22 protein-coding genes and 1 riboswitch are annotated in these 25,883 nt (G+C 61.9%); of the genes, 10 read left to right on the top strand and 12 right to left on the bottom strand.

Features of this window, described 5'->3' with window-relative positions; genetic code table 11:
• Window position 1: 1 nt before the first annotated feature.
• The 4 genes from FKV68_RS14320 to FKV68_RS14305 form a co-directional block, all read right to left on the bottom strand.
• Window positions 2–820 (bottom strand): ABC transporter permease, encoded by an 819-nt coding sequence (locus FKV68_RS14320; protein WP_180938468.1) that lies wholly within the window; start codon window positions 818–820, stop codon window positions 2–4.
• The gene (locus FKV68_RS14315) at window positions 820–1,686 is read right to left on the bottom strand and encodes an ABC transporter permease (protein WP_180941516.1); all 867 of its coding nucleotides are present in this window, start codon (window positions 1,684–1,686) and stop codon (window positions 820–822) included. The genes FKV68_RS14320 and FKV68_RS14315 overlap by 1 nt, the downstream gene beginning before the upstream one ends.
• Before the next feature lie 217 nt (window positions 1,687–1,903).
• On the bottom strand, window positions 1,904–3,064 hold the full coding sequence (locus tag FKV68_RS14310) for a polyamine ABC transporter substrate-binding protein (protein WP_180938467.1): 1,161 nt from the start codon (window positions 3,062–3,064) through the stop codon (window positions 1,904–1,906).
• 12 nt (window positions 3,065–3,076) lie between these two features.
• Window positions 3,077–4,195 carry an ABC transporter ATP-binding protein gene (locus FKV68_RS14305; protein WP_180938466.1) on the bottom strand — a complete coding sequence of 373 codons (1,119 nt, stop codon included), beginning with the start codon at window positions 4,193–4,195 and terminating at the stop codon, window positions 3,077–3,079.
• 285 nt (window positions 4,196–4,480) lie between these two features.
• On the opposite strand from FKV68_RS14305, the gene FKV68_RS14300 reads away from it, so the two are divergent.
• Together FKV68_RS14300 and FKV68_RS14295 are read left to right on the top strand one after the other, a co-directional pair.
• Window positions 4,481–5,284: a helix-turn-helix transcriptional regulator gene (locus FKV68_RS14300; protein ID WP_180938465.1), complete on the top strand. Its 804-nt coding sequence runs from the start codon at window positions 4,481–4,483 to the stop codon at window positions 5,282–5,284.
• A 73-nt stretch (window positions 5,285–5,357) separates the two neighbouring features.
• Window positions 5,358–6,635 (top strand): low temperature requirement protein A, encoded by a 1,278-nt coding sequence (locus FKV68_RS14295; RefSeq protein WP_245181305.1) that lies wholly within the window; start codon window positions 5,358–5,360, stop codon window positions 6,633–6,635.
• A gap of 99 nt (window positions 6,636–6,734) precedes the next feature.
• Here the strand turns inward: FKV68_RS14295 and FKV68_RS14290 are convergent, their stop codons facing one another.
• The 8 genes from FKV68_RS14290 to FKV68_RS14255 form a co-directional block, all read right to left on the bottom strand.
• A complete protein-coding gene (locus FKV68_RS14290) occupies window positions 6,735–8,960 on the bottom strand; it encodes a TonB-dependent siderophore receptor (RefSeq protein ID WP_180938464.1) in 2,226 nt (741 codons plus the stop codon).
• A gap of 183 nt (window positions 8,961–9,143) precedes the next feature.
• Entirely contained in the window at window positions 9,144–10,028 is an 885-nt protein-coding gene (locus FKV68_RS14285; RefSeq protein WP_180938463.1) for a helix-turn-helix domain-containing protein, read from the bottom strand.
• A gap of 191 nt (window positions 10,029–10,219) precedes the next feature.
• Window positions 10,220–10,693 (bottom strand): 6,7-dimethyl-8-ribityllumazine synthase, encoded by a 474-nt coding sequence (locus FKV68_RS14280; RefSeq protein ID WP_180938462.1) that lies wholly within the window; start codon window positions 10,691–10,693, stop codon window positions 10,220–10,222.
• 143 nt (window positions 10,694–10,836) lie between these two features.
• Window positions 10,837–11,003: riboswitch (FMN riboswitch) on the bottom strand.
• Between the two features lie 122 nt (window positions 11,004–11,125).
• The gene (locus tag FKV68_RS14275; protein WP_180938461.1) at window positions 11,126–12,187 is read right to left on the bottom strand and encodes an ABC transporter ATP-binding protein; all 1,062 of its coding nucleotides are present in this window, start codon (window positions 12,185–12,187) and stop codon (window positions 11,126–11,128) included.
• Between the two features lie 4 nt (window positions 12,188–12,191).
• Window positions 12,192–12,980, bottom strand: a complete 789-nt coding sequence (locus FKV68_RS14270; RefSeq protein WP_180938460.1) for an ABC transporter permease — start codon at window positions 12,978–12,980, stop codon at window positions 12,192–12,194.
• The gene (locus FKV68_RS14265) at window positions 12,977–13,861 is read right to left on the bottom strand and encodes an ABC transporter permease (RefSeq protein ID WP_180938459.1); all 885 of its coding nucleotides are present in this window, start codon (window positions 13,859–13,861) and stop codon (window positions 12,977–12,979) included. Before FKV68_RS14265 ends, FKV68_RS14270 begins: the two co-directional genes overlap by 4 nt.
• 69 nt (window positions 13,862–13,930) lie before the next feature.
• On the bottom strand, window positions 13,931–15,034 hold the full coding sequence (locus tag FKV68_RS14260) for an ABC transporter substrate-binding protein (RefSeq protein ID WP_180938458.1): 1,104 nt from the start codon (window positions 15,032–15,034) through the stop codon (window positions 13,931–13,933).
• A gap of 179 nt (window positions 15,035–15,213) precedes the next feature.
• The gene (locus FKV68_RS14255; protein WP_180938457.1) at window positions 15,214–16,071 is read right to left on the bottom strand and encodes a MurR/RpiR family transcriptional regulator; all 858 of its coding nucleotides are present in this window, start codon (window positions 16,069–16,071) and stop codon (window positions 15,214–15,216) included.
• Here FKV68_RS14255 and FKV68_RS33535 point away from each other — a divergent pair.
• The 8 genes from FKV68_RS33535 (at window position 16,070) to FKV68_RS14220 (ending at window position 25,644) form a co-directional block, all read left to right on the top strand.
• On the top strand, window positions 16,070–16,198 hold the full coding sequence (locus tag FKV68_RS33535; RefSeq protein WP_269808438.1) for a hypothetical protein: 129 nt from the start codon (window positions 16,070–16,072) through the stop codon (window positions 16,196–16,198). The two genes, FKV68_RS14255 and FKV68_RS33535, sit on opposite strands and share 2 nt — an antisense overlap.
• 68 nt (window positions 16,199–16,266) lie before the next feature.
• Window positions 16,267–17,040, top strand: a complete 774-nt coding sequence (locus FKV68_RS14250; RefSeq protein WP_180938456.1) for an N-formylglutamate amidohydrolase — start codon at window positions 16,267–16,269, stop codon at window positions 17,038–17,040.
• A gap of 109 nt (window positions 17,041–17,149) precedes the next feature.
• Window positions 17,150–18,697 carry an amino acid permease gene (locus FKV68_RS14245; RefSeq protein WP_180938455.1) on the top strand — a complete coding sequence of 516 codons (1,548 nt, stop codon included), beginning with the start codon at window positions 17,150–17,152 and terminating at the stop codon, window positions 18,695–18,697.
• Window positions 18,698–18,790: 93 nt separating this feature from the next.
• Window positions 18,791–20,155, top strand: coding sequence for a glutamine synthetase family protein (locus FKV68_RS14240; protein ID WP_180938454.1), 1,365 nt, complete (start codon window positions 18,791–18,793; stop codon window positions 20,153–20,155).
• A gap of 168 nt (window positions 20,156–20,323) precedes the next feature.
• Complete coding sequence (locus tag FKV68_RS14235) at window positions 20,324–21,709, top strand: aldehyde dehydrogenase family protein (RefSeq protein ID WP_180938453.1); 1,386 nt, start codon at window positions 20,324–20,326, stop codon at window positions 21,707–21,709.
• On the top strand, window positions 21,706–22,851 hold the full coding sequence (locus FKV68_RS14230) for an iron-containing alcohol dehydrogenase (protein WP_180938452.1): 1,146 nt from the start codon (window positions 21,706–21,708) through the stop codon (window positions 22,849–22,851). The genes FKV68_RS14235 and FKV68_RS14230 overlap by 4 nt, the downstream gene beginning before the upstream one ends.
• A gap of 192 nt (window positions 22,852–23,043) precedes the next feature.
• Complete coding sequence (locus FKV68_RS14225) at window positions 23,044–23,763, top strand: ParA family protein (RefSeq protein WP_180938451.1); 720 nt, start codon at window positions 23,044–23,046, stop codon at window positions 23,761–23,763.
• A 363-nt stretch (window positions 23,764–24,126) separates the two neighbouring features.
• A complete protein-coding gene (locus FKV68_RS14220; protein WP_180938450.1) occupies window positions 24,127–25,644 on the top strand; it encodes a globin-coupled sensor protein in 1,518 nt (505 codons plus the stop codon).
• The last annotated feature ends 239 nt before the right edge of the window (window positions 25,645–25,883 follow it).

Raw genomic sequence — 25,883 nt, 5'->3', positions numbered from 1 at the left:
TTCACTCCCCGGATTTGCTTTTCTTTTCGCGCATCAGAAGGCGCGCAGTCAGGATCAGGAGCAGCGAGGCGGCCAATACCAGCGTCGCAATCGCATTGATTTCCGGCGTCACGCCGCGGCGGATCGAGGCGAAGACATAGATCGGCAGGGTCGTCTTCGAACCGGCGACGAAGAAGGCGATGATGAAATCGTCGAAGGAGAAGGTGAAGGCGAGCAGGAAGCCGGCAAGAATCGACGGCAGGATCTGCGGCAGCACGATCAGGCGGAAAGTGGTGAGGGGCGTCGCGTAGAGATCGCTCGACGCTTCGACGATGTCGCGGCCGAGGCTCGCGATCCGCGCCTTGACGATCATGGTTACGAGCGCCATCGAGAAAAGGCCGTGGGCGGCGATGATCGAGCCGTAGCCGAGGCCGAGCTGCGGCGGCTGATCGCCCGGCCAGATTGTCGCCAGCGCCGGATTGACGAACGAGAACACGGCGACGAGCGCGACCAGGGTGGCAATACCGATGACGACGCCCGGCACGACGATCGCCGCAGCGAACAAGGCATCGAAGACGGCGCGCGTGCGCGTGCCGAGCCGCTCCATGCCGAGTGCTGCCATCGTGCCGAAGACGGCCGCGAGCGCCGCACTCGTAAAGGCGATCATCAGGCTGTTTTGCAGCGCCGAGACCAGGAAAGTGTTGCCGAGAGCCTTGCCGTACCAGGCGGTCGAAAAGCCGGTGAACTCGCTCGCATTGCGGCCGGCATTGAAGGAGAACAGCACGACCAGCGCGATCGGCGCATAGAGGAAGAGATAGACGGAGGAGATGAAGGCGCGCATCAGACGAGGTCCACCTGTCTTGTGCCGGCGACCTTCCAGGCGATCCGCATCGCCACCATCAGCACCACCACGACGACGGCGACCAGGGTCACGGCGATCGCCGACCCGAAAGGCCAGTTACGTGATTGCAGGAAGAGATCGACGAGCGCATTGCCGATGAAGAAGACCTTGCCGCCGCCGAGAAGCTGCGGGATCAGGTACTCGCCGAGGAGCAGGATGGTGACGAGCGCGACGCCGGTCATCACACCAGGTAGCGAAAGCGGCAGGGTGACGCCGAAGAAGGTGGAGACCGGCTTGGCGCCGAGATCGGCGGAAGCCTCCAGCAGCCGGCGGTCGAGCTTTTCGAGGCTGACATAGATCGGCATGATCATCAGCGGCAGGTAGCCATAGACGATGCCGAGGAGGACCGCCCCGGGCGTGTTCAGCATGCGCACGTCCTCGATGCCGATCATCGCGAGCAGATTGGGAATGCCGCGCGAGCCGAGGATGTACATCCAGGCGTAAGTGCGCACGAGCAGGCTCGTCCAGAACGGCACGACCACGAGCGAAACGAGGATGAGGCGATAGCGCGGGTTCGCCCTGACGGCGAGATAATAGGCGACGGGATAGGCGACCAGCAGGCAGAGGAGCGCGCCGGCGGGTGCAAGCACCAGCGTGTTCCAGAAGGCGGCCGCCCGCGTTGGCAGTTTGGCGAACTGGGCGAAGGTGAAGGCCGCCTGATACCCACCTTCCGGCGCGCGCTCGCCGAAGGCGAAGACGAGCATGGCGATGAAGGGAAGCACGAGGAAGATGCAAAGCCACGCGGCCGCCGGCGCAACCAGCGCTGTCGTCACCAGGTTCCTCTTCGTGTTCATTGCCGCTTGCATGAAGTTCGGTCCGTCAGATTGCACGTTCAAGATCTGCCCCTCATCCGGCCTGCCGGCCACCTTCTCCCCCGTTTTGACGGGGAGAAGGTGACTCGCGGCACCCACTTTGTTTCCTCTCATCTGCACTGATGAGGCGAAAGAAAGCGGCGAGTGGCACTTCCTTGTCCCCTCTCCCCGCATGCGGGGAGAGGGCTAGGGTGAGGGGCAGATTTCGAAATCACGCCGACTTGAAACGCGCCATCAGCTCGGCACGGCCGGGATCGGTGAGCGTCACGGCGGCGCCGAATTCAAGCGGCGTCAGCGCCGCTTCGTCCGGATAGACGATCTTGTTCGAAGTGACCTCGGCCGGCAGCAGCTTCAGGACGCGGCTGTCGGTCGTCGGCGCGCCGTTGGCGATGTGCTCCTTGACGGCGTTTTCCGGCGTCATCAGGTAGTTGAGTAGCGCATAGCCGGCCGCCTTGTTGGCCGCACTCTTCGGGATGGCGTAGAAATCCGACCAGATCTCGCCGCCATCCTTGCCGAGGGTGAACTGGATTTCTGGGATGTCGCGGTTGAGCTGGGCGCCGTCATTGGTCCAGCACATGGTCATCCAGGCGTCGGTCGCGCGCATCGACGGCTGGTAATCGCTGTTGATCGCATAAAGATGCGGCTTCACCTTGATCAGCAGTTCCTCGGCCTTGGCGAGTTCGTCCGGCTTGACCGAGTTGAAGGAAAACCCAAGCGAGACCAGCGCATTGCCGATGGTTGTGAGCTGGTAGTCGTGCACCATGGCGCGGCCATCCGCCTCGGTCATTGCCACGTCGAAGAACTCTTTCCAGCTCGTGACCGGCGTCTTGATCTTGCTGGAGTTCACGGCGATCCCGGTCGTGCCCCAGTTTTTCGGCACGGCATAGGTCTTGCCCTCGACGATGCCCTCGTTGGTGAAGCGCGCGGTCTCGGTCGAGGCGTCGTAGTTCGGCAGTTTCGACAGGTCGAGCTCGTCAATCAGGCCGAGTTTCGCATAGGTCGAGATCGTGTAGTTGGTCGGAACGAAGAGGTCCCAGCCGGTGCCGCCCGCCTGGAGCTTCGCCAGCATTTCCTCGTTCGAGCCGAACACGTTGACTTCGACGGCAACGCCGGTGGCAGCGGTGAAGGCCTCGAAGGTCGCGGGGTCGTGGTAGTTCGGCCAGGTCGCGATCGACATCTGGGAGCCGAGGTCGCCGGCGAAAGCGGTGGAATTGAAGAGTCCGGGCTGGCGCGCCAAGACGGCGGTCGCAAGGCCGAGGCCGGTGACGCCGAGGAAGTGGCGGCGCGTGACCGAGCCGCGCTTCAGGCGCATCAGTTCATCGGCAAGCTTGCCGGCGGTGATCGGGGCATTCTCTCTGTACCACTTGGTCATGATGCTGTTCCCTTATCGTTGACGTGTAGTGATGGCAGCAGATCCGGCGGTTGAGGCCGGAAAGACGTGAAGTGCATTGGGGTCGAAGGCGAGTCCGATCCGTTCGCCGGGCTCCGCGAGATCGCTTTCGTTGAGGCTCCGGCGGTCGGCGGTCACCAGGAAGTCGCCGAGGCCATCGACCTCGACAGAATATTCGACCGACGAGCCCAGGAAGATGCGGTGGGTGACTGTGCCTTGAAGCGTCGCCGCGCCATCGCGGACGAGGCTGATCGCCTCCGGGCGGAGCGCAACCATGGCCGCGCCGAGCGTGCCGTTGGCGCTCGCGGGTTTCGGGAGGCCGACGCCGTTCGCCAGCCGGATCGAATTCGTGCCCGCGTCGATGGTCGCCGCTATGCGGTTGGTCTTGCCGACGAAGTCGGCGACGAAGAGGCTCGCCGGGCGGTCGTAGATCTCCTGCGGCGGTCCGATCTGGACGATCCGGCCGGTGCTCATGACGCAAACGAGATCGCTCATCGACAGCGCTTCCTCCTGGTCGTGCGTGACAAGGACGAAGGTGATGCCGAGTTCGCGCTGCAGGCTCTGGAGTTCGATCTGCATGGCCGTCCGCAGCTTCTTGTCGAGAGCGGCCAGCGGCTCGTCGAGGAGCAGCACCTTCGGTTTGTTCACGATCGCACGGGCGAGTGCCACGCGCTGCTGCTGGCCACCGGACATCTCGTGGATGCGGCGCTTGCCGAAGCCTCCGAGGCGCACCATCTCCAGCGCCTCCTGCGCCCGGCGGCTGATCTCGCCGGCGGCGATGCGCGGGCGCATCTGCTTCAAGCCATAGGCGACGTTCTGTTCGACATCGAGATGCGGGAACAGCGCATATTGCTGGAATACCATGTTGACCGGTCGGCGATAGGCAGGCACGCCGTTCATCGGCTGGCCGCCGACATAAACCGTGCCTTCGCTCGGTTGCTCAAAGCCCCCGATCATCCGCAGGCAGGTGGTCTTGCCGCAGCCGGAAGGGCCAAGCAGCGCCACGAAGGCGCCCTTCGGCACCGCGAGGTTGATGTCCGAGACTGCCGTCACGCTGCCATAGCGTTTGGCGACCGAACGGAATTCGATGTCGTTCGTCGAAGCGGATGTCACGTCTGTTCCCTGCGGTTGTTTTTGAAGATGTGGCGTTCCTACAGCGCCGCGCGTCTTATCGGACTTGCGAAGCACGCTGTAGCACTTTGAAATTGCTGCATGTTCTTATCTCTAAATCGGCTGCGATCTAAGAAACATGCAGGAGGCCGCTACTTCCACCGTCATTAGCGATCAGCCTAGTCAAATGCGGCGGCGCTGGTATATACCCCAAGAGAGGTATTTCAACCCGGATTGCCCTGTGGAAGGAGTATACCCGGAAGCGGGAAAATCGGGCGGGGAGCGCGGTTGAGTATCGACCTCGATGGGCTTTTTCAGGCGCTGGCGCCGTTGGTCGACGGTGCGCCGATGGAGGACCAGGCCGTCGGTGGCGCATTTCGTCGGCTGATGTCGACCCTGATGAACTTCGATTACGTCGTCGTCTTCGCCTATCGCGGCAAGGAACGTCCGATCGATCTTTACAGCACCTTCGACGCGAAGGATCACGTTCTTTTCGTCAGTCTCTATCAGGCCGGGCCCTATCTGCTCGATCCCTTCTATCATGCCGCATGCGCGCCGAAGCCTGGCGTCTGGCGGATGCGGGAACTGGCGCCGGATCGGTTTTTCTCCAGCGAGTACTATCGCACCTATTACGTCCAGACCGGGCTTGCGGAGGAGGTCGGCTTTTTCGTGCCGATCAGCGATGAGATCACTGTCGTCCTCTCGCTGATGCGGCGTGAGGCGACCGGCAGCTTCAGCGCGGCAGAATTCGCTTTGCTCAAGAGGGCCGAGCCGTTGGTGGCGGCGCTCGTGCGCCATCACTGGGCCGATCTCGGCCGCCGCTTCGACGTGGCACTGGCGAAGACAGGGCGGAGCCGGCGAAAGGCGGCGCATCCGCCCGCCGACGGCGTCTGGCAACATCTGAACCTGACCGAAAGGGAGGCGGCGATCATCGAATTGGTGCTTCAGGGGCATTCGTCAGAGTCGATCGGCCTCAAACTCGGCATCTCGACGGGCACGGTGAAGGTCCACCGGCGCAACGTCTATCGCAAGCTCGGCATCTCCTCTCAGACCCAGCTTCTTTCGCTCTACCTCAAGAATCTCGGTCAGTAAGGCGCGCGGCCTTGACTGGCTTCCAGGGAATATTTGAGGATGCCCGCAGTCCCTTAAAGAGCCGGAGCGTTCAATGTCCGAGATCCCGCCATCCAAGCCGCATTCGGTTGCTCATCATGTCGCCAGAATGAGCGGTCGGGATCCGCACGAGAGCCATCGCGCAGCTACGCCGCTGGAACTGCTCTTTGACCTGACCTTCGTCATCGCCTTCAGCCTTGCTGCCGCACAACTTGCCCATCTCCTTGCCGAGGGGCACGTCAAGGCCGGACTGATCGGCTTCGGCTTCGCGACGTTTGCGATCTGCTGGGCGTGGGTGAACTTTTCCTGGTTCGCATCCGCCTACGATACCGACGACTGGGTGTTTCGTTGCGTGACGATGGTGCAGATGGCCGGCGTGCTCATTCTCGCCATCGGGCTTCCGCCTATGTTCGAGTCGATCGACAAGGGCGAAAACCTGAACAACGGCATCATGGTGCTCGGTTACGTGGTGATGCGGGTCGCCATGGTGTTCCAATGGCTCAGAGCGGCGCGAGAGGACCCGCTCCGCAGAAAGGCTTGTACGACCTATGCCATCGCCATCTCGATTGCGCAGATCGGCTGGATCGTGCTGATCTTCATCGATTTCTCCCTGCTGGTGACGCTTGCCTTCGTCGTCGTGCTGACGGCGGTTGAGATGGCCGGGCCGGTGATCGGGGAATCGTTCCAGGGCGGAACGCCCTGGCATGCCCACCACATAGCCGAGCGCCACAGCCTGCTCGCCATCATTGCGCTCGGCGAAGGAGTGGTTGGAACGGTCGCCTCCGTGACAGCGGTGGTCGAGGGGCACGGCTGGAGTGCCGATGTCGCCCTTGTCTGCATCGCAGGCACAGGGCTGACCTTCGGCATGTGGTGGATTTACTTCACGCTGCCGAGCGCGGAAATCCTCCACAAATTCCGCAAGCGCTCCCTCGTATGGGGTTATGGGCACATGCCGATCTTCGCCGCAATCGTCGCGACGGGCGCGGGTCTGCATGTCGCCGCCTACTATATCGAGGACAAGGCGCATATTTCATCCGTTGCGGCGGTGATGACCGTTGCCGTTCCGGTCGCGATCTACATAGGCTTGATTTACGCCATGTACATCTACCTAGTCAGGGCGGCGGAGCGCCGCCATTTCTGGCAGTTCCTTGCCACGATCCTCGTGCTGGCGACTTCAGTCGGAGCCGCAATGGCGGGTATCGACGTGGCGGTAAGCCTCATTATTCTGATGTTCGCGCCGATCATCACCGTCATCGGTTACGAACGCGCCGGCCATCGCCACAAGGCACGGGCGCTCGAACGCGCGCTCGGGGGCGAGCAGCGCGCGCATTGAGGGCATGCTTCGGTACGGGATTGTCGAGGCACATCATGACTTTAGGTGAAGCGCCTGAAGATCCGATTCAGGCGCTTCACAATGCGATTCAAGATCCGGTTACCACGTCTTGCTGAGTTTCAACGTGATCGTCCGGCTTTCGCCGTAGCCGCAGGTCAAGAGCCCCTGGCATCCCTTGACATATTCCTTGTCAAAGAGGTTGGCGACGTTGAGGGATGCGGCCCAGTCGTTCTTCTCGTATCGAATTGCGGCATCGACGAGCGTCGCATCCGGCACCTTTTTGGTATTTTCCGCATCGGCCCAGGATTCGCCCTGGTAACGAACGCCGGCGCCGAGACTCACGCCTTCGAAGGCGCCGCTGGTCACCGTGTAGTCGAGCCACAGCGCGGCCTGCGTTTCGGGTATGAGATAGGGTGACTTGCCGAGCAGCGACGGATTGGTGTCTTCGGTGATCTCGAGATCGGTATAGCTGAAAGCGGAGATGACCTTCCAGTTTTCATCAAGATTAACCTTGCCTTCAAGCTCGACCCCGCGGGAGCGCACCTCGCCGAGTTGTGTAGAGAGCCCGAGCACGGGCTCGGTCACTTGGACGTTCTGCTTGGTTATCTCGAAGACGGAGGCGGTTAACAATCCGTCGATAAACGTCGGCTCGTATTTGATTCCTGTTTCGTACTGGTAGCCCTCTTCGGGCTTCAGAGGCACCAAAGTGGTGACCGCAGGATCAGGGTTCGAGTCGCGTGAGCCCACGAGAGGGTTGAAGAAGGTCGCGACGCTTACATAGGGCGTCAAGCCGTTGTCGAACTCGTAAGCGAGGCCGGCCCGGCCGCTGAGCGCGCCGTCATCATATCCGAAGTTGGAGGCTCCGGCCCAGGCCGTAGCGCCGTTCTTGAGGTCGGTATCGACATAGTCGTAGCGCCCATTGAGCGTTACGAGCCAACCGTCGCCGAAGCGCACCTGATCCTGGGCATAGATGCCGATCTGCTGCTGGGTGAAGATCTGGTTGATATAGACGGCCGTCGGCCCCTGGGGCACACCATAGACCGGATCGGTGGGGCTGATCGGCGTGGCGCCTCCCGACGCCCCTATATGGTCGAGGCGGTAATATTTGTAGTCGAGGCCGGCGAGGAAAGTGTGGTTCGTGGCGCCGAGATCGAAATCCGTCTCCGCCCGGTTGTCGATCGAGAAGCTGTCGACCCTCGACGTCGCCTCGAATCCGATGCGGTTCAGAAGGTAATCCGGGCCGATGGGCTCGACATTGCCGAAGCCCGGGCCAACATAGCCGTAGGGGTAAGGGTTCCGCTCGTGCTTGTGTAGATGGGCGTAGCGCGCGTTCTGGCTAAAGGTCCATCCATTGTCGAAATCGTGCTTGAATTCATAGCCGAGCATCTGCTGGGCATAGGTCCCCTCGTCAATATCGGGTTCGCCGAAGTAGGCATCCCGGTCGATCTTGCCATAGGGGGCGTCGACCACAGTTCCGACATAGGGCAGGAAGCCGTTGCCGACATGAACCTGGTCGAGCCCTTGCAGCAGACCGAATACCGTCACGTTGGTCGCGTCGTCCGGGGCATAGGTCAGTTGCGGCAGGATGAAGCCCCGCAGGTCTTCGGAGAAATCCGAGTAATTGTCGCCGCCGGCGATCTTTCCGGTCAGCCGGTAGCGAATCGTCCCGTCTTCGGTCAGCCGGTCGTTGACGTCCAAGCCCGTGAAGGCGTTGCCATCGCTGTTGATGCCGACTTCCGTGTAGTAGAGCGGCTCGTCAAGCGGCCGTTTGCTGATCAGATTGATGATGCCGCCCGGATTGGCGCCGCCATAGAGCACGGAGGCCGGCCCCTTCAGCACCTCGATCCGCTCCAGCATGAAGGGGTCGATCTGGAAATTGCCGAATGCGTAGCTGGAGAGGGAGAGGCCGTCGAGAAACACGCCCGTCTGGCTGGCATCGAAACCGCGAATGTAGAACCAGTCCGTATCGGCGTCGACGCCGAAGGGTGCGGCCATGACGCCGGGCGTATAGCGCAAGGCTTCGTCGATCTTGTTGACCACGGCGCGATCGTCCAACTCCTCGCGACCGACGACGGAGACGGACTGGGGGATTTCGGTCAGCGGAGTGGCCGTTTTCGACCCCGTTGCGGTCGCTTTGGCCACGTAGCCCTCAACGGGGCCGGTGGGGCTGCCGTTCGCTGACGCCCCGCCTTCAACGACCAGCCTTTCGAGTGTGGTGGCGCTGCCATCCTGCGCCTGCGTGGCTCCGGCGATCAGCAGTCCCGCAAACGCCACACCGCCCGCCAATACGTCCTTCAAACGCACCCCGTTACCTTTGCTCTGCATCGTATCTCTGCCCCGAAATAGGTCACGCCGTGCTCCGCCCCCGGAAAGCGCGACGTGGTCAGTCGTCCTGTTGATAAGGTGAGCGTTTATCTCAAGTATATCGGCCGGGCTTGTCCGGATCCGGGAAAATTGAACGATCCTGGGCAAATTTCCGCACGGCACCAGGCGGTCGGCCGACCGCCGTCAGGAGAGGCGGCACTTTTTCCAGAGCGCCGGCGTGGTACCGACCGTCTTCCTGAAGACGCGCGTGAAGTGTGCCTGATCCGCGAAGCCCGTTTCGGCCGCTACTGTCGTCAGCGACCGGTCGCCCTTGATCAGCATTTCCTTGGCGCGCTGGATCCGGGCATTTGTCTGCCATTGGTGCGGCGCCATGCCGGTCGAGGCTTTGAAGGCGTGGCTGAAATGGGATTGCGATAGTCCGGTGAGGTTCGCCAGCTCTTCGAGCCGGACGTTGCGGACGATGTTTTCCCCGATGTAGTCCACGGCGCGGCGCAGTTGCCAGCCTGCCAACTGGCTGCGTTTGCGGCTCGCGCTTCGGTTGATCTTCATCAGGTCGATGAACAGCGCCAGCGTCAGCCCGTCACCGTAGAGGTCGTGCAACGGCTGCGGATTGAGGCATTCGGCCGCGATCAGTTCGGCAAGATGGAGAAAGCGAGGATCCTGAAACATGAGCCGAGGCGTCTCGATCGCGCTGGGGTCGAGATCTTCCAGCAGGCGCCGGCTGAGCGCATCGACATCGAAATGCAGGTCGAGATGCCGCAGGTACTGGATATCGACGACATCGGTCCAGAGCTCCACGCCGGCTGGTATGTAGGAGAGGGCCTGCCGATGATAGTTCTGCACCGCGCTCCGGCCGCTTGAGGTGAGTTTGACCCGGCAATTTCCTCCGCCCTTGGCGTCGAGCACGATGAACATGCGCGGGTCTTCCGCGATGTAGTAGCCGCCGGCGTGGGGAATGCACTCGACGTCCCACACATCCGCGACGACGCCGTTCCAATGACGCCGGTGCATTCCGCCTATGACAGAGAAACCGCTGATCCTGTTTTGCATGCGCGGCTGAAATGTCATTGTCACGTCCCTGGCTCGCTGGCCTTCCCGGCCCCACGAAGTGATTAATCTTTCTTTTTTCAGTCAAGTTTCGATATCGCAGTGCATCGGGATTTTCAATGCGCCGCAGCAGCCATTCGGGGTTTGGCAAAAAAGAGAGGGGCACGACCCGTACCGGTCGTGCCCCTCGACATGTCTGTTCGAGCGGATCCTCAGGCGTCGATCAAGGCCAGCTTGGCGCGAGCGTCGAGAATCTGAGCGCAGGCATTGGCGGCCTCTTCGCCCTTGACGACGAAATGGTCGCGGAAAAAGGCGATCAACGGTTCGCTTTCCTGGAAATTGTGCGGGGTAAGTACAGCGGAAAGGACTGGCACATCGGTGTCGAGCTGCACGCGCATCATGCCGTCGAGCACCGTGCCGGCGACAAAATCGTGGCGATAGATGCCGCCATCGACCACAAAGGCGGTTCCGAGAATCGCCGAATAGCGGCCGGTCCGGGCGAGGGTCTGTGCGTGAAGCGGGATTTCGAGGGCACCCGGAACGTCGAAGATCTCGACGTCCGCCGCGTTGCCGCCGAGCTTCGTCCACTGCGCGACGAAAGCATCGACACACCGGTCGACGATGTCGGCGTGCCAGCGGGCGCGGACGATTGCAATTCTGGCGGCGGGTTGGGAGAGAATGGTCATGGTCTCAAGCCTTTCAGGGTTTGGCGTTTTCCAATGATCCCGTCGGGCGAACAGCATGCACGAAAGCCCAGCAACGCTGGATGCTGCAGCGACCTTTGTGCGCCTGAAAAGGCGCACGGCGTTGCAGCGGGGGCACCGCACCTGCGTGCTCTCTTCCATCCGGACTGTAACCGTCGGCTCCGGAATTCGACCGGATCTGCTGACCTTCGGAGTTAGGCCCCCAAAGCGCTCGCGGGCTCCGAACGCATGATCATTCGACCATGTAATCGCTACCGCCGGTGGGGAATTTCGCCCCGCCCTGAGAACGCTTGCGACTATATAGGCCGGCGGCGCGCGGTCAAATGCGCGCTGCGACGCAAAATCGGGAAATCGCGACAGATTTTTCTACGAACGGTGCTTTGCTGGAACAACCATTCCGGTGGTCAGCGGGGCCTATTCGCGGATGACGAGCAGGTCCTTGGCGGCAAAGCGCAGCGTGACGTTCTCGCCGGAAACCGGCGGGTTGAGGCCCGGATCGTTGAACGTGTCGAAGGAGATGATGTCGTTACCAACGCGCAATTTTGTGCGGATGACGGAACCGAGGAAGCTTGTGGACACGACTTCGCCTGCGAGAGCTGTGTCGCCCTTCGCACTCTCGACGATCGAGCCGGCCTCCGGGCGGAGTGCGAGCGAGATACTGTCGCCGCCCTTCATGCCGGAGATCGGCGCTTTGAGGGAAATGCGCTGATCGCCAATGGTGACGGCCCCGCTGGCCGGGTCCGCAACCTTGCCTTCGATGATGTTGAGTGTGCCGACGAAGGAGGCGACGAAACGGGTTGCCGGAGTGTTGTAGATTTCGAAGGGGGTCCCGATCTGGTCGGCGTGGCCAGCATTCATGACGACGATGCGATCGGAGATCGAGAGCGCCTCTTCCTGATCATGCGTCACGAATACGGTGGTGATGCCGAGCTGCTGCTGGATCTGCCGGATCTCCTCGCGCAGCGAAACGCGGATCTTCGCGTCGAGCGCGGAGAGGGGCTCGTCGAGCAACAACACTTGCGGCTTGACGGCGAGCGCGCGGGCGAGCGCCACGCGCTGCTGCTGGCCGCCCGACAGCTGATAGGGATAGCGGTCCGCCAGGTGCTCGAGCTTGATCAGGCCGAGCATCTGCTTCACCCGTTGGTCGATTTCCGTTTTCTGGGCGCCTGCCACCTTGAGGCCGAAGGCGACGTTGTCCTGCACGTTCATGTTCGGGAACAGCGCATAGGCCTGGAAGACCATGCCGATATTGCGCTGGTTGGGCTTCAACGCGCCCTGGTCCTTGCCGTCGATGACGATAGAGCCGCCCGATGGCGTCTCGAAGCCGGCGATCATGCGCAGGATTGTGGTCTTGCCGCAACCCGAGGGCCCGAGGAAGGAAACGAACTCGCCCTTGTTGATGCCCATGTTGAAGTTGTGCACGACCTGAACCGGGCCGAAGGACTTCTGGATATTGGTCAGTGTCAGGAACGCCATGTGATCAAGCCTTGGCCGGAGCGGATTTCTGGAAGCGGGAGACGAGCTGGATCAGACCCATGCTGAGCCAGGTGATGGCGAATGCGATGACGGCGAGCGCCGAAGGTTCATAGGCCTTGTTGGCGCCGACGAGCTGCAGGTAGGGGCCGAAAGCCGGCCGATTGAGCAGCGCCGCCATGGTGAATTCGCCCATCACGATCGCGAAGGTGATGAAGGAGCCGGACAGCACGCCGCTCATCACATTCGGGAAGATGCAGCGGAAGAGGATCGTCGGCCATTTGGCACCGAGGCTCTCGGCCGCTTCCGTCAGCGTCCTGACGTCGATCGCCCGCATGGCGGTATCGACCGCGCGATACATGTAGGGGAGCGACAATGTCATGTAGGAGAACATCAGGAGCGCATTCGTGCCGGAGGTCGAGCCCGTCAGCGGCAGCACCGACGAGGAGTTATAAAGACGCAGGTAGCCGAAGACGATGACGATCGCGGGGATGACGAGCGGCAGCAGCGTGATGAATTCGACGACCGGGCGCACTTGCGGCAGGCGCAGCCGCACCCAATAGGCGGTCGGCACCACGAGCAGCATGCCGAAGATGATGGTCAAAAACGCCATCAGCATCGAATAGCCGAAGGTCTCGCGGAACTGGATATCGGAGAAGACCGACTCGTAGGCGTCGAAGGAATATTGGCCGCGCCGCATGCGCAGCGAGAATTCCAGCGTGCCGAGCAGCGGAATGATGAAGTAGCCCGCTCCGATGGCGATGGCGATCCAGGCGCCGAGGCGTTGTGCTTTCATTTCTGCCACCGTTCGGCGCGCATCCGCAGCCAGATATAAAGAATGTTGGAAATGCCGGTGATGACGATCATGCCGAGCGCCAGCGCATAACCGAGGTTCGGGTTGTGCAGCACGTCGCCGCGGATCTGCGCATAGAGCAGGATCGGGACGATGTTAAGCGAACTGCCGGTGAGGGCGTATGCGGTGGCGATTGCACCGAAAGCGTTGGCGAAGAGCAGGAGCGTCGTGCCGAGCAGGCTCGGCCAGAGGATGGGCAGCGCCACCATGCGCCAGTACTGCCAGTGCGAGGCGCCGAGGATCTCGGATGCTTCGCGCCATTCCTTCTTCATGCCGTCGAGTGCCGGCGTCAGGATCAGCACCATCAGCGGGATCTGGAAATACATGTAGGTGATGGTGAGACCGAAGAAACTCAGGAGGTTGAAGCCGGTCGAGTAGAGATTGAAGCCGAACCAGTCGCGCAGGAAAACGGTGACGAGGCCGGTGCGCCCAAGGGTCGCGAGAAACGCGAAGGCGAGCGGCACGCCGGCGAAGTTCGAGGCAACGCCGGAAAAGGTGAGAAGGCCGGAGCGGACCCAGGTGGGGACGCCGCCGAGCACGATCGCCCAAGCGAGGAAGAAACCGATGAGCGCGCCGCCGAGCGAGGAAGCGACCGAGACCCGGATCGAGATCCAGTAGGCCGAGAGAATCGAAGGCGTGAAGAGGTCGGCGATGTTCTTGAAGGTGAGCTCGCCCTCGGGCGTCAGGAAGGCGCCGGTCACGAGATAAAGCGTCGGGACGATCAGGAACATCAGCGCGAAAATCATGAACGGCGCGATGCCGAGCCAATCGATGATCGCCCGTTTGCTGATCCGGGGTGCTGCTATTGCTGTTGTCGTGGTCATCGCGTTTCCGGCCGTCCCGGCTTCAAAGGAAGCCTCCCCGCCGGTGAGGGACGGGGAGGCCGAGGTCACTTACTGGACGTTGGCGCCGACGATGGCATCCCACTTGGTGGTGATTGCCGTCTTGCCGGCTTCCTGCTCCTCGAGCGTCGGGAAGACGGCCTTTTCATAGGCCGCTGCCGGCGGCAGCTTGTCGAGCATTTCCTGCGGGACCTTGCCGTTCTTGGCGAGGTCGTTGAAGCGGATCGGGTGGCAATAGCCCTTCAGCCAGCCGAGCTGACCTTCGTCGGAATAGAGGTATTCCATCCAGAGCTTGGCAGCATTCGGATGCGGCGCGAAGGCGGAGATCGCCTGGACGTAGACGCCGGCGACGACGCCGGAAGCCGGGACGACGACTTCGACCGGCGGGTTGCCGTTGAGGCTGTCGCGCCAGGAGAGACCGTTATAGTCCCAGGCGATGACGACCGGAGTAGAGCCTTGGGCGAGCGAGGCGGACTTGCCGATGACCGGAACGAAGTTGCCGGCCTTGTTGACTTCGCCGAAGAAGCCGAGGCCAGCCTCGCCAGCCTTGGCGGCGTCCTTCTCACCGGCGGAAAGGCCGGCGGCATAAACGGCCTGCACGGCCTGGTTGGACGCGCGCGGATCGCCGGCGAGCGCGACTGCGTTCGCATAGTCCGACTTCTTGAGGTCGGCCCAGTCCTTCGGCACCTCCTTGACGATGTCGGTGTTCACCACGAACGAGAGAACGCCGTAATAGTCGCCATACCAGTAGCCTTCGGCGTCCTTGGCGCTATCCGGGATCGAGTCCCAGGTCGAGACCTTGTAAGGCTGGATCAGGCCTTCGGCCTTGGCCGAGGGACCGAACGACAGACCGACGTCGATCACGTCGGGCGCCTGCGGACCGGTGTTGCCCTTGTTGGCCTTGATGGCCTCGATTTCGTCACCCGAACCGGCGTCCGGGTTCAGTTCGTTGACTTCGAGGCCGTACTTGGCCTTGAAGCCGGCAATGACGTCGCCGTAGCCGCACCAGTTGTGCGGAAGAGCAATCGTGGTCAGCGTGCCTTCCTTCTTGGCGGCGGCGATAAGCTCCTCGCTCGGCTCGGCGACGGCGATTGCCGACGTTGCGAGCAGCATGGCGGTGGAAAGCGAGAGCAGGCGTTGAGTCTTTGAAATCACTGACGTTCTCCTTATTGTGCTTTCAGTTGAAATCGTTCGTTGTAATTTCGGCGATGCTGTTAAAGAGGCGCGATGAAGCCTGTGTGACAGGCTCTGTCCCGTTCGCGCCATACGTGTCGGTCGCGGGACGGCGGTCGTCCTGATTTGCGCAAATGGTCCATAATTCTGCCGGTTCCTCCCTAGACCGGCCGGCGGAAGATGCGCGTCGAGTCGAACAGGCCTTCGAGCATCTTCATCCGGTCCCGCGTCTCGTCCCAGTTCATGTTCTGCACGGCCTCGATCAGCGCCTCGACGAGAAAGAGCAGCATGACCGAACTGTCCCAGGCCGAGGGTGCTTCGATCTGCACGCGGAAGACCTTGGAAGAGGACTTGGCGACAGGCGAACCCCACTGGTCCGTGAAGAGAACAATTTCGACGCCCCGGTCGCGGGCGATGCGGGCAAGCGTTTCCATCTCCTGTTCGTACCGGCGGATATCGAACAGGATCAGAACGTCGCCGTGCTTCATGTCCAAGACGTAGTGCGGCCAAGAGCTCGGGTTGGCGGCGATCTGGGTAACGCCGGTGCGGATAACCTGGAGATGGGTGAAGAAGTAGTCGGCCAAGGAACGGGTGATGCGCCCGCCGGCGAGATAGATATTGCGTTTGCAATCGGCGATCAGGGTGGCGGTCTGGTCGAATTCGCGCGGTTCTATCTGGGACAGCGTCTGGCGCATATTTCCCATGACCGCATCGGCGAACCGGTTGAGCGTGTGCGTGCCGGGGGCACTGGCGGCCCAGCGATCGTGCTTGGCGATTGGATTGGAGATCGTCGCCTCGAGTTCTTGGTGGAGCCTTGCCTGAAAGTCCGGAAATCCGCGGAAGCCCAGCTTCTGGACCATGCGCGCGACCGTCGGCGTCGAAACGCCGGCGTTCTCGGCGACCGTGGTGATCGAACCGAGTCCGGAGACGGGATAGTTGTCGAGAAGTGTCTCCGCCAATTGCTTCTCGGCGCGCGTGAGCGCCGCGAAATGTGCGTTGATCACATCCGACACCGTCATGGATGCCGCTTTGCTGGTCAATGCCGTGCCCCTGAACTGGTCTGCGCCAGCTTGTGATGAATTAAACATCGCTGTCACAATCGGAGTCAATCTGCTTTTTGAAGAGATCGTTTCAGATTTCCGTTGACACTCCCTGATTCGTGAAGAATTCTCTTCATCAAGATCGTCTGACGAGGCAATTTGGGGGTGCCGGTTTTGACGGGACTTTTGACGCAGGCAGAGGGCGATCCGGTCGCCATCGACAATGCGGACGGGAAGGGAGACTTCCTCTTCGTTTGCGAGCACGCGTCACGCCGCCTGCCGGAGCGTCTGGGGACGCTCGGCCTTTCAAAAGAAGCACTGGAGAGCCACATCGCCTGGGATCCCGGTGCGCTGGCGGTCGCCACCCATCTTGCCGCGAGGCTTGACAGCACACTCATCCATCAGCGCTTTTCGCGTCTTGCCTACGACTGCAACCGGCCGCCGCAGTCCGATGCCGCAATGCCGGCCGTCAGCGAAATCTACGACGTGCCGGGCAACAGGGCGATGTCGGCCGCAGAACGGCAGGCGAGGGTGGAGGAGATCTATCTCCCGTTTCGCGATGCCGTGGCGCGGTTTGTGTCCGAACGCAAAGCCGCCGGACGGCGCCTTTTCCTTGTCACCATGCACAGTTTCACGCCTGTCTATTTCGGTGAGCCGCGCGCCGTCGAAATCGGCATCCTGCACGATGCCGACAGCCGGCTCGCCGACCGCATGCTCGCGATCGCGACGGACGGAGAGGTCGCCTACGACATCCGCCGCAATGAGCCCTATGGGCCGGCGGACGGTGTGACGCACAGTCTGGTAGAGTACGGCGTGCGAAACGGAGTGCCGAACGTGATGATCGAGATCAGAAACGATCTCATTCGGGACGAGATTAGCCAGAGGGTCATGGCTGATTACCTGGAAGGGCTGCTCGTCAAGAGTATCGCCGCCCTTCCTGCACGATAAAAAGACTCTGGGGAGCGGCAAAGCCGCGGTCCCGTTCCGATGCCGGAGCGGGTGTGATGGGGCCTCCTGCAATGGCGCGCGAGGTCAAGGAGAAAACAGGGGATAGAAGATGTCAGACTACACCGATGTCGATAAGAAGCAGGACATGCAGGTCCTGCATTCGATGGGCTACGCCCAGGAGCTCGAGCGGCGCTTGAGCCAGTTCTCGAACTTCGCCGTTTCTTTCTCGATCATTTGCATTCTGTCGGGCGGTATCAACTCGCTGGCGCAGGCGACATCCGGTGCGGGTGGCGCGGCGATCGGTATCGGTTGGCCGCTCGGATGCTTCATCTCGCTGGTCTTCGCCGTCGCGATGGCGCAGATCGGTTCTGCCTATCCGACCGCCGGCGGCCTCTATCACTGGGGCTCGATTCTCGGCAACCGGTTCACCGGCTGGCTGACGGCGTGGTTCAACCTGCTCGGACTTGTGACGGTTCTCGGTGCCATCAACGTCGGCACCTACTACTTCTTCATGGGCACGTTCGGCACACCCTATTTCGGCCTCGAAGACACGACGACCACCCGCATTGTCTTCCTTACGATCATCACCGGCCTGCAGGCCCTTGTGAACCACATGGGTATCGGGTTGACAGCAAAGTTGACCGACTTCTCTGGCTACCTGATCTTCGTGACCGCAATCCTGCTCGCCGTGGTCTGCCTTGCCGCGGCCGACACCTACGAGATCGGCAGGCTCTTCACCTTCGCGAACTATTCCGGCGAAGCGGGCGGCGACGTCTGGCCGGAGACGTCTGGAACCTGGGTATTCCTGCTCGGCCTCCTTCTGCCGATCTACACGATCACCGGGTATGACGCCTCGGCGCACACGTCGGAGGAGACGGTAAGGGCCGCGCATTCCGTGCCGCGCGGCATGGTTTCGTCGGTGCTCTGGTCGGCGCTTTTCGGCTACATCATGCTGTGCTCCTTCGTGCTGATGATCCCGAACATGGACGAGGCCGCCAAGCAGGGCTGGAACGTGTTCTTCTGGGCGATGGACGCGCAGGTCAACCCGGTCATCAAGGACATTCTCTATCTCGCCATTTTCGTCAGCCAGTGGCTGTGTGGTCTGGCGACGGTGACCTCGGTCTCGCGCATGATCTTCGCCTTCTCGCGTGATGGCGGCCTGCCGGCTTCGAAGGCGCTTGCCAAGGTCAGCCCGACCTATCGCACGCCGGTTGCGGCGATCTGGACCGGGTCGATCCTTGCCGTGCTCTTCGTCTGGGGCTCGTCGCTCGTCTCGATCGGCGAAACGCCCGTCTACACCATCGTCGTATCCTGCACGGTCATCTTCCTGTTCTTCTCCTTCGCGATCCCGATCACGCTCGGCTTTTTCGCCTGGGGAACCTCGAAGTGGGACAAGATGGGTCCTTGGGATCTCGGCGAGGGTACGTTCAAGCTCTTCGCCGTGCTGTCGATCATCGCCATGGTGTTGATCTTCGTGCTCGGCATTCAGCCGCCGAACGATTGGGCGCTCTACATCACCGTCGGCTTCCTGGTCGTCACGGGCATCGTCTGGTTCGGCTTCGAGAGCCGCCGTTTCCGCGGGCCGCCGATCGGTGACGAAGTTGCGCGCCGTCAGGCTGAAATCGTCGCTGCCGAAAAGGCCGTCGGGCAACGTTGATTGAACAACAAGAAGGCGGGGCCGCGCCTGCGGCTTCCGCCTCATTTTTTGCGGCCACGGGAACGGCCGCACCGAACATGGGATGATACTTTCATGAGCTATTCGTTCGAGGAATTGAAAGAGGATGTCGCCGCCGGCCGCATCGACACGGTGCTCGCCTGCCAGGTCGACATGCAAGGGCGGCTGATGGGCAAACGCTTCCATGCGGAATATTTCGTCGAAAGCGGGTGGAAGGAAACGCACAGCTGCAACTACCTGCTTGCGACCGACATGGAGATGGAGACGGTCTCCGGCTACAAGGCGACGAGCTGGGAGAAGGGTTACGGCGACTATACGATGAAGCCGGATCTTGCGACGCTCCGGCGCATTCCGTGGCTCGAAGGCACGGCGCTGGTGCTCTGCGACGTGCTCGATCACCACACGCACGAAGAGGTGCCGCATTCGCCCCGCGCAATCCTCAAGAAGCAGGTCGCGCGCCTCGAGGCGATGGGCCTCAAGGCCTTCATGGCGAGCGAGCTGGAATTCTTCCTCTTCGATCAATCCTACGACGACGCGCGCCAGTCCGGCTATCGCGACCTGCAGCTCGTCAGCGGCTACAACGAGGACTACCACATCTTCCAGACGACCAAGGAAGAGGACGTGATGCGGGCCATCCGCAACGGCCTTCAAGGCGCCGGCATTCCGGTCGAAAATTCCAAGGGCGAGGCCTCTGCCGGGCAGGAGGAAGTCAACGTCCGCTATGCCGACGCGCTGACCATGGCGGATCGGCATGCCATCATCAAGAACGGCTGCAAGGAAATCGCCTGGCAGCGCGGCAAGGCCATCACCTTCCTCGCCAAGTGGAACTATTCGGCTGCCGGCTCCTCCTCGCATATCCACCAGTCGCTCTGGAGCGCCGACGGCGAGGCGCCGCTCTTCTTCGACAAGAGCGCGCCCCACGGCATGTCCGAGCTGATGCGGCACTACGTCGCCGGGCTTCTGACCCATGCGAGCGAAATCACCTATTTCCTGGCGCCTTATATCAACTCCTACAAACGTTTCATGGCCGGCACCTTTGCGCCGACCAAGGCGATCTGGAGCAAGGACAACCGCACCGCCGGCTATCGCCTCTGCGGCGAGGCCACCAAGGCGATCCGCATCGAATGCCGCGTCGGCGGTTCCGACCTCAACCCGTACCTTGCCTTTGCCGCTTTGATCGCCGCCGGCATATCCGGGATCGAGGACAAGATGGAACTCGAAGCGCCGTTCGTCGGCGATGCCTATTATGGCAAGGACATACGCGAGATCCCGCACACGCTGAGGGATGCGACAGAGGCGCTAACCGGCTCGAAGATGCTGCGCGCCGCCTTCGGCGACGATGTGATCGATCACTACACCCGCGCGGCGCGGTGGGAGCAGGAGGAATACGACCGCCGCGTCACCGACTGGGAGGTCGCGCGCGGTTTCGAAAGAGCGTAAGAATTTCCCTTCCCAACCCCTCCGCACAGGAGGAGGGGCTTTCTGGCGCACTCCGGTTAGGTGTGTGAATGCGGAGAGCGCGTGGTGTCTTTCTCTCCTCTCGTAGGGAGGGCGGTGTGCGCCGCCGGGAAGGGTCTTGTTGTTGAAAGCAAAAGCAGGATGACGATCATGACGATGATCAAATGCATTTCCCCAGTGAACGGCGAGGTCTACGCCGAGCGCCCCGCGATGCCGCTGGAACTCGCCAGACAGACCGTGGCCCACGCGCGCATGGCACAGAAAATCTGGGCGAAGCGCCCGGTCGAAGAGCGCGTCAAGCTCGTGCTCGCGGGCGTCGCGCGGCTCAACGAGATGGTCGACGAGGTCGTGCCCGAGCTTGCCTGGCAGATGGGCCGGCCGGTGCGCTACGGCGGCGAGTTCAGGGGCTTCAACGAGCGTTCGAACTATGTCGCCTCGATCGCCGCCGATGCACTGAAACCGATCGTTGTCGAAGAGAGCGACCGTTTCGAGCGGCGCATCGAGCGCGAACCGCATGGCGTCGTCCTGGTCATCGCGCCGTGGAACTACCCTTACATGACCGCGATCAACACGGTGGCCCCGGCGCTGATGGCCGGCAATACGGTCATCATCAAGCATGCGAGCCAGACGATCCTCGTCGGCGAGCGCATGGTGCGCGCCTTCACCGAGGCTGGTGTGCCGGCGGACGTGTTCCAGAACCTTTTCCTCGATCACGACACGACGGCGGCGCTGATTGCCGCCAAGAGCTTCGATTTCATCAATTTCACCGGTTCGGTCGAGGGCGGCCGCTCGATCGAACGTGCCGCCGCCGGCACCTTCACTGGGCTTGGCCTCGAACTCGGCGGCAAGGATCCGGGCTATGTGATGGAGGATGCGGACCTTGATGCCGCCGTCGACACTTTGATGGACGGCGCGACCTACAATTCCGGCCAGTGCTGCTGCGGCATCGAGCGTATCTATGTGCATGAATCGCTCTACGACGCCTTCGTCGAGAAGTCGGTTGCCTGGGTTACCAATTACAAGCTCGGCAATCCGCTCGATCCGGAGACGACGCTGGGCCCCATGGCCAACAAACGCTTTGCCGCAACCGTGCGGCATCAGATCGCCGATGCCGTTTCGAAGGGCGCCAAGGCGCTGATCGATCCCAAACTATTCCCGCAGGATGACGGCGGTGCCTATCTCGCGCCGCAGATCCTCGTCGATGTCGATCATTCGATGGAGTTCATGCGCGAGGAAACCTTCGGGCCGGCGGTGGGCATCATGAAGGTGAAGGACGACGGCGAGGCGATCGAGCTGATGAACGATTGCCAGTATGGCCTGACTGTTTCGCTCTGGACGAAGGACGCCGAACGCGCCTCGCGCATCGGCCGTAATCTCGAAACCGGCACGGTCTTCATGAACCGCGCCGACTATCTCGATCCGGCGCTCTGCTGGACGGGGGTCAAGGAAACGGGCCGAGGCGGCTCGCTCTCGATCCTCGGCTTCCACAATCTCACTCGTCCGAAATCCTACCATCTGAAGAAAGTAACAGCATGACGATCACCGCCAACTGGAGCTATCCGACTGCCGTCAAGTTCGGTGCCGGCCGGATCAAAGAGCTTGCGGACCATTGCAAGGCTCTCGGCATGAAAAGGCCGCTGCTCGTGACCGACCGCGGCCTTGCGCCGATGGCGATCACGCAGAACGCGCTCGACATCCTGGAGGCGGGCGGTCTTGGCCGCACCATCTTCGCCGACGTCGACCCGAACCCGAACGACAAGAACCTGGAAGCGGGAGTAAAGGCGTTCAAAGACGGCGGCCATGACGGCGTCGTTGCCTTCGGCGGCGGTTCCGGCCTTGATCTCGGAAAATGCGTCGCCTTCATGGCCGGCCAGACACGGCCGGTCTGGGATTTCGAGGATATCGGTGACTGGTGGACGCGCGCGAGCGTCGAGGGCATCGCGCCGATTGTTGCAGTACCGACGACGGCCGGCACCGGTTCGGAAGTGGGGCGCGCCAGCGTCATCACCAATTCGGCGAGCCACGTGAAGAAGGTGATCTTCCACCCGAAGTTCCTTCCGGGCGTCACGATCTGCGATCCGGAGCTGACGGTCGGCATGCCCAAGGTCATCACGGCCGGTACCGGCATGGACGCCTTCGCCCATTGCCTGGAGGCCTATTCCTCGCCCTTCTATCATCCGATGTCGGCGGGCATTGCGCTCGAGGGCATGCGTCTCGTCAAGGAATACCTGCCGCGCGCCTATAAGGACGGTGCGGATATCGAAGCCCGCGCCAACATGATGAGTGCCGCGGCCATGGGTGCCGTCGCGTTCCAGAAGGGACTGGGCGCGATCCATTCGCTCTCCCATCCGGTCGGCGCGATCTACAACACCCACCACGGCATGACCAATGCCGTGGTAATGCCGCCCGTCCTTCGCTTCAACCGGCCGGCAATCGAGGACAAGATCGCCCGCGCTGCCGCCTATCTCGGCATCGCCGGCGGTTTCGACGGTTTCTACGACTACGTCTTGAAGCTGCGCGAGGAACTCGGCGTGCCGGATAAGCTTTCCGCGCTCGGCGTCGGCACTGACCGCATCGATGAAATGTCGGAAATGGCGATCGTCGATCCAACCGCCGGCGGCAACCCGGTCGAACTGACCCTCGACGCGGCGAAAAAACTCTTCAGAGAGTGCATCTGAGCTGGATCGCGTTAATTTTTTCGAAGCCCGGAAGACCTTGGTTTTCCGGGCTTTGCCGTCGGTTGCCAAGCCCGCGGTTAATCTTTGCCCGCCAAAATTTCCGTTTCGTTAACCATGTTCTGAAAGGCTCTGTTAAGGGCGCCGCCGATGCATCGGCCTGGGGCTCGAAACAATGACGGAATGAGGTGGAAGATGGCGGTCATCACATTTGCCAACGCAAAAGGCGGCGCCGGCAAGACGACGGCGGCATTGATCCTGTCGACGGAACTGGCAAGACAGGGCAACAAGGTGGTGGTGCTCGATGCGGATCCGCAGCGCTGGATCACGCGCTGGTCGGAGGTCTCCGGCCATGTCGCCAATCTTGAGGTGATCTCGCACATCACGCCGGCATCGCTGCCTTGTCATATCCGCGAACTGAAAGACGAGGCCGATTTCATCGTGATCGACCTCGCCGGGGCGAAGGATGCGATCGTCGCGCTCGCGCTCGGCCTTTCCGATCAGGTGCTTATCCCGGTCCAGGGCTGCGCGATGGACGCGCAGGGCGCCGTCCAGATCCTCGAACTGATCCGCCATCTCGAACAAAAGGCGACAGTGCGCATCAAGCATTCCGTCGTGCTCACGCGCGTCAACTCGCTGGTGACGACGCGCGCGCTCCAGACGATCAAGACGCTGCTTGCGTCGCGCGGTGTTGCAATGCTCGAAACGCCGATCGTGGAACGCGCTGCCTACCGTGAGATTTTCGAATGCGGCGGAACGCTGCAGACTATGGATACAGGTCGTGTCAGCAATCTCGACAAGGCGCGCGAGAATGCTCTTGCGCTTGCCCAAGAGGTCCAGGCGCTCTTGCCTGCTCGCCCGCAGCGCTCATGGGCATCGCGGGCGCCGTCCTGGGCGCAACTGCGCGCAGCGTAGCAGTATTTTTGGCCTTCTCCCGAATTCAACCGGAATTGACGTCGGTCAATTCCGGCTGAATCTTTTGTCTAGGTCCACCGAATGGCCGTCGCGCGTAAGGTTTCCTTTACCACGCTCTTTTAACCCTGCCGAAGGAAAGTGAATACGCGTCAACGTCTATAGCGCTGCGCGTCTCTTAGGACGCACAAAGGTCGCTGTGCACTTTGAATTGCTGCATGTTTTGTCCTGAAGTCGGGGCGATCGAAGAAAACATGCAGGCGACGCGGCCGCCATGAACGCGGCGATGGGTTCCCGATGCGATGTTCAGTATCGGTGGTTCCGCCTTCCATGACTCAGTCGAGCTCTACGCAGGGAAGTTCACGGATGAAGACGGAACCCTCCACCGCCGGCCAGGATATCGCCGGCCGTCTCAATTTCATGGCATTGGATGAAGCCGCCAAGACAAATCTAAGGGCGCTGAAGCCGATCCTGCAGAAGGAGCTCGGACCTGCGCTCGACCGGTTCTATGCAAGGGTGAAGCAGACGCCGGAGACCAAGGCCTTCTTCTCGTCCGACGGGCGTATCACCCGCGCCAAGAACGCCCAGCTCGGCCATTGGGCGAACATCGCTGATGCGAATTTCAATGCCGAATATGGCTCCAAGGTGCGCACGATCGGCCAGGTCCACGCCAAGATCGGCCTCGAGCCGCGCTGGTATATCGGCGGCTATGCACTGATTGCCGAGCACCTGATCGGTGCGGCCGTGAAGACGCATTGGCCGAAGGGAGGTGTCTTCTCCCGCCAGACGACTTCGGCGGAGGAGATGGGCGCGATGCTGGCGAGCCTGATCAAGGGCGTATTCCTCGATATGGACCTCTCCATCTCGGTCTATATGGACGCCTCCGACGTCACGAAGCAGCGTGCCGTGCAGGAGGAGGTGCTTGCCGGCGAGCGGGAACTCGTCAGCCGCACGCTCGGCGCGGCCTTGAAGCAGATTTCCGATGGCGACCTGACTGCGCGCATCACTTCCGACCTGCCGGAGGCTTACGGCGAACTTCGCGAAAACTTCAATCACGCCATCAGCGAACTGGCGCGGGTCATCGGCGGGATCGGCGCAGGCGCCAGCCAGATTCACCTGAATGCCAAGGAAATCGCGGATGCGGCCGACGATCTCGCAAAACGCACGGAACGTCAGGCGGCCAATCTCGAGGAAACGGCGGCCGCGGTGGAGCAGGTGACACGCACCGTGCGTCAGACGGCCGAAGGGGCCGACCAGGCCAATTCGACCGTCATCGCCGCGCGTGCCAATGCCGAGCAGGGCGGCGAGGTCGTCAGCTATGCCATCGGCGTGATGCAGGAAATCCAGGCCTCGTCGGCGAGCATCGCTCGCATCGTCGATGTAATCGACGAGATCGCCTTCCAGACCAACCTGCTGGCGCTCAATGCCGGCATCGAGGCGGCCCGTGCTGGCGACGCGGGGAGGGGATTTGCCGTCGTCGCCTCGGAGGTGCGCGCGCTCGCGCAGCGCTGTGCCGAGGCGGCCAGGGAGATCCAGTCGTTGATCGCGAAATCGCGCGAGCAGGTCGAGGATGGCGTCAACTCGGTCAACAAGGTGGCCCAGTCGCTGCAGCAGATCGTGGCGCAGGTGGTGGAGGTGAGCGCGGTCTTCGGTGCGATCCGCGCCAGCACCGCCGAGCAGGCGACGGGCCTTCAGGAGGTCAACAGTTCCATCAGCCAGATGGACCAGATCACCCAGCAGAATGCCGCGATGGTGGAGCAGGCGAACGCCTCGAGCCAGGCGCTGACGGCGGAGGCCGAGCAGATCGCGCGGCGTCTCCGCGCCTTCAAGACGTCCGGCAGCGGTACGGCGGGCGCGACATTCGGCTATCATGTCGCGGCTTAAACTACCGCCGAAACACAGCCACACACCCTCCTCATCCCTGTGCTCGTCACAGGGATCCAGCCACGGCGCGTCTGCGCCGTGAATGACGTTGGCTTGTCGACCGGAAGTGGCTGTTGGCGCCACAATGCTGCCCTTCGGCGTGGCACAAAGCGCCAAGATGGAGTCTTCCGCACCGACGGCGCGGTGCGACCGGATTCCTGTGACAAGCACAGGAATGACGGGGAGAGAACAACCGGCAG

The organism is Sinorhizobium mexicanum (assembly GCF_013488225.1).
GTDB classification, from domain to species: domain Bacteria; phylum Pseudomonadota; class Alphaproteobacteria; order Rhizobiales; family Rhizobiaceae; genus Sinorhizobium; species Sinorhizobium mexicanum.
Note: the sequence above shows the minus strand (reverse complement) of the source record. Positions and strands in the feature narration are given on the sequence as shown.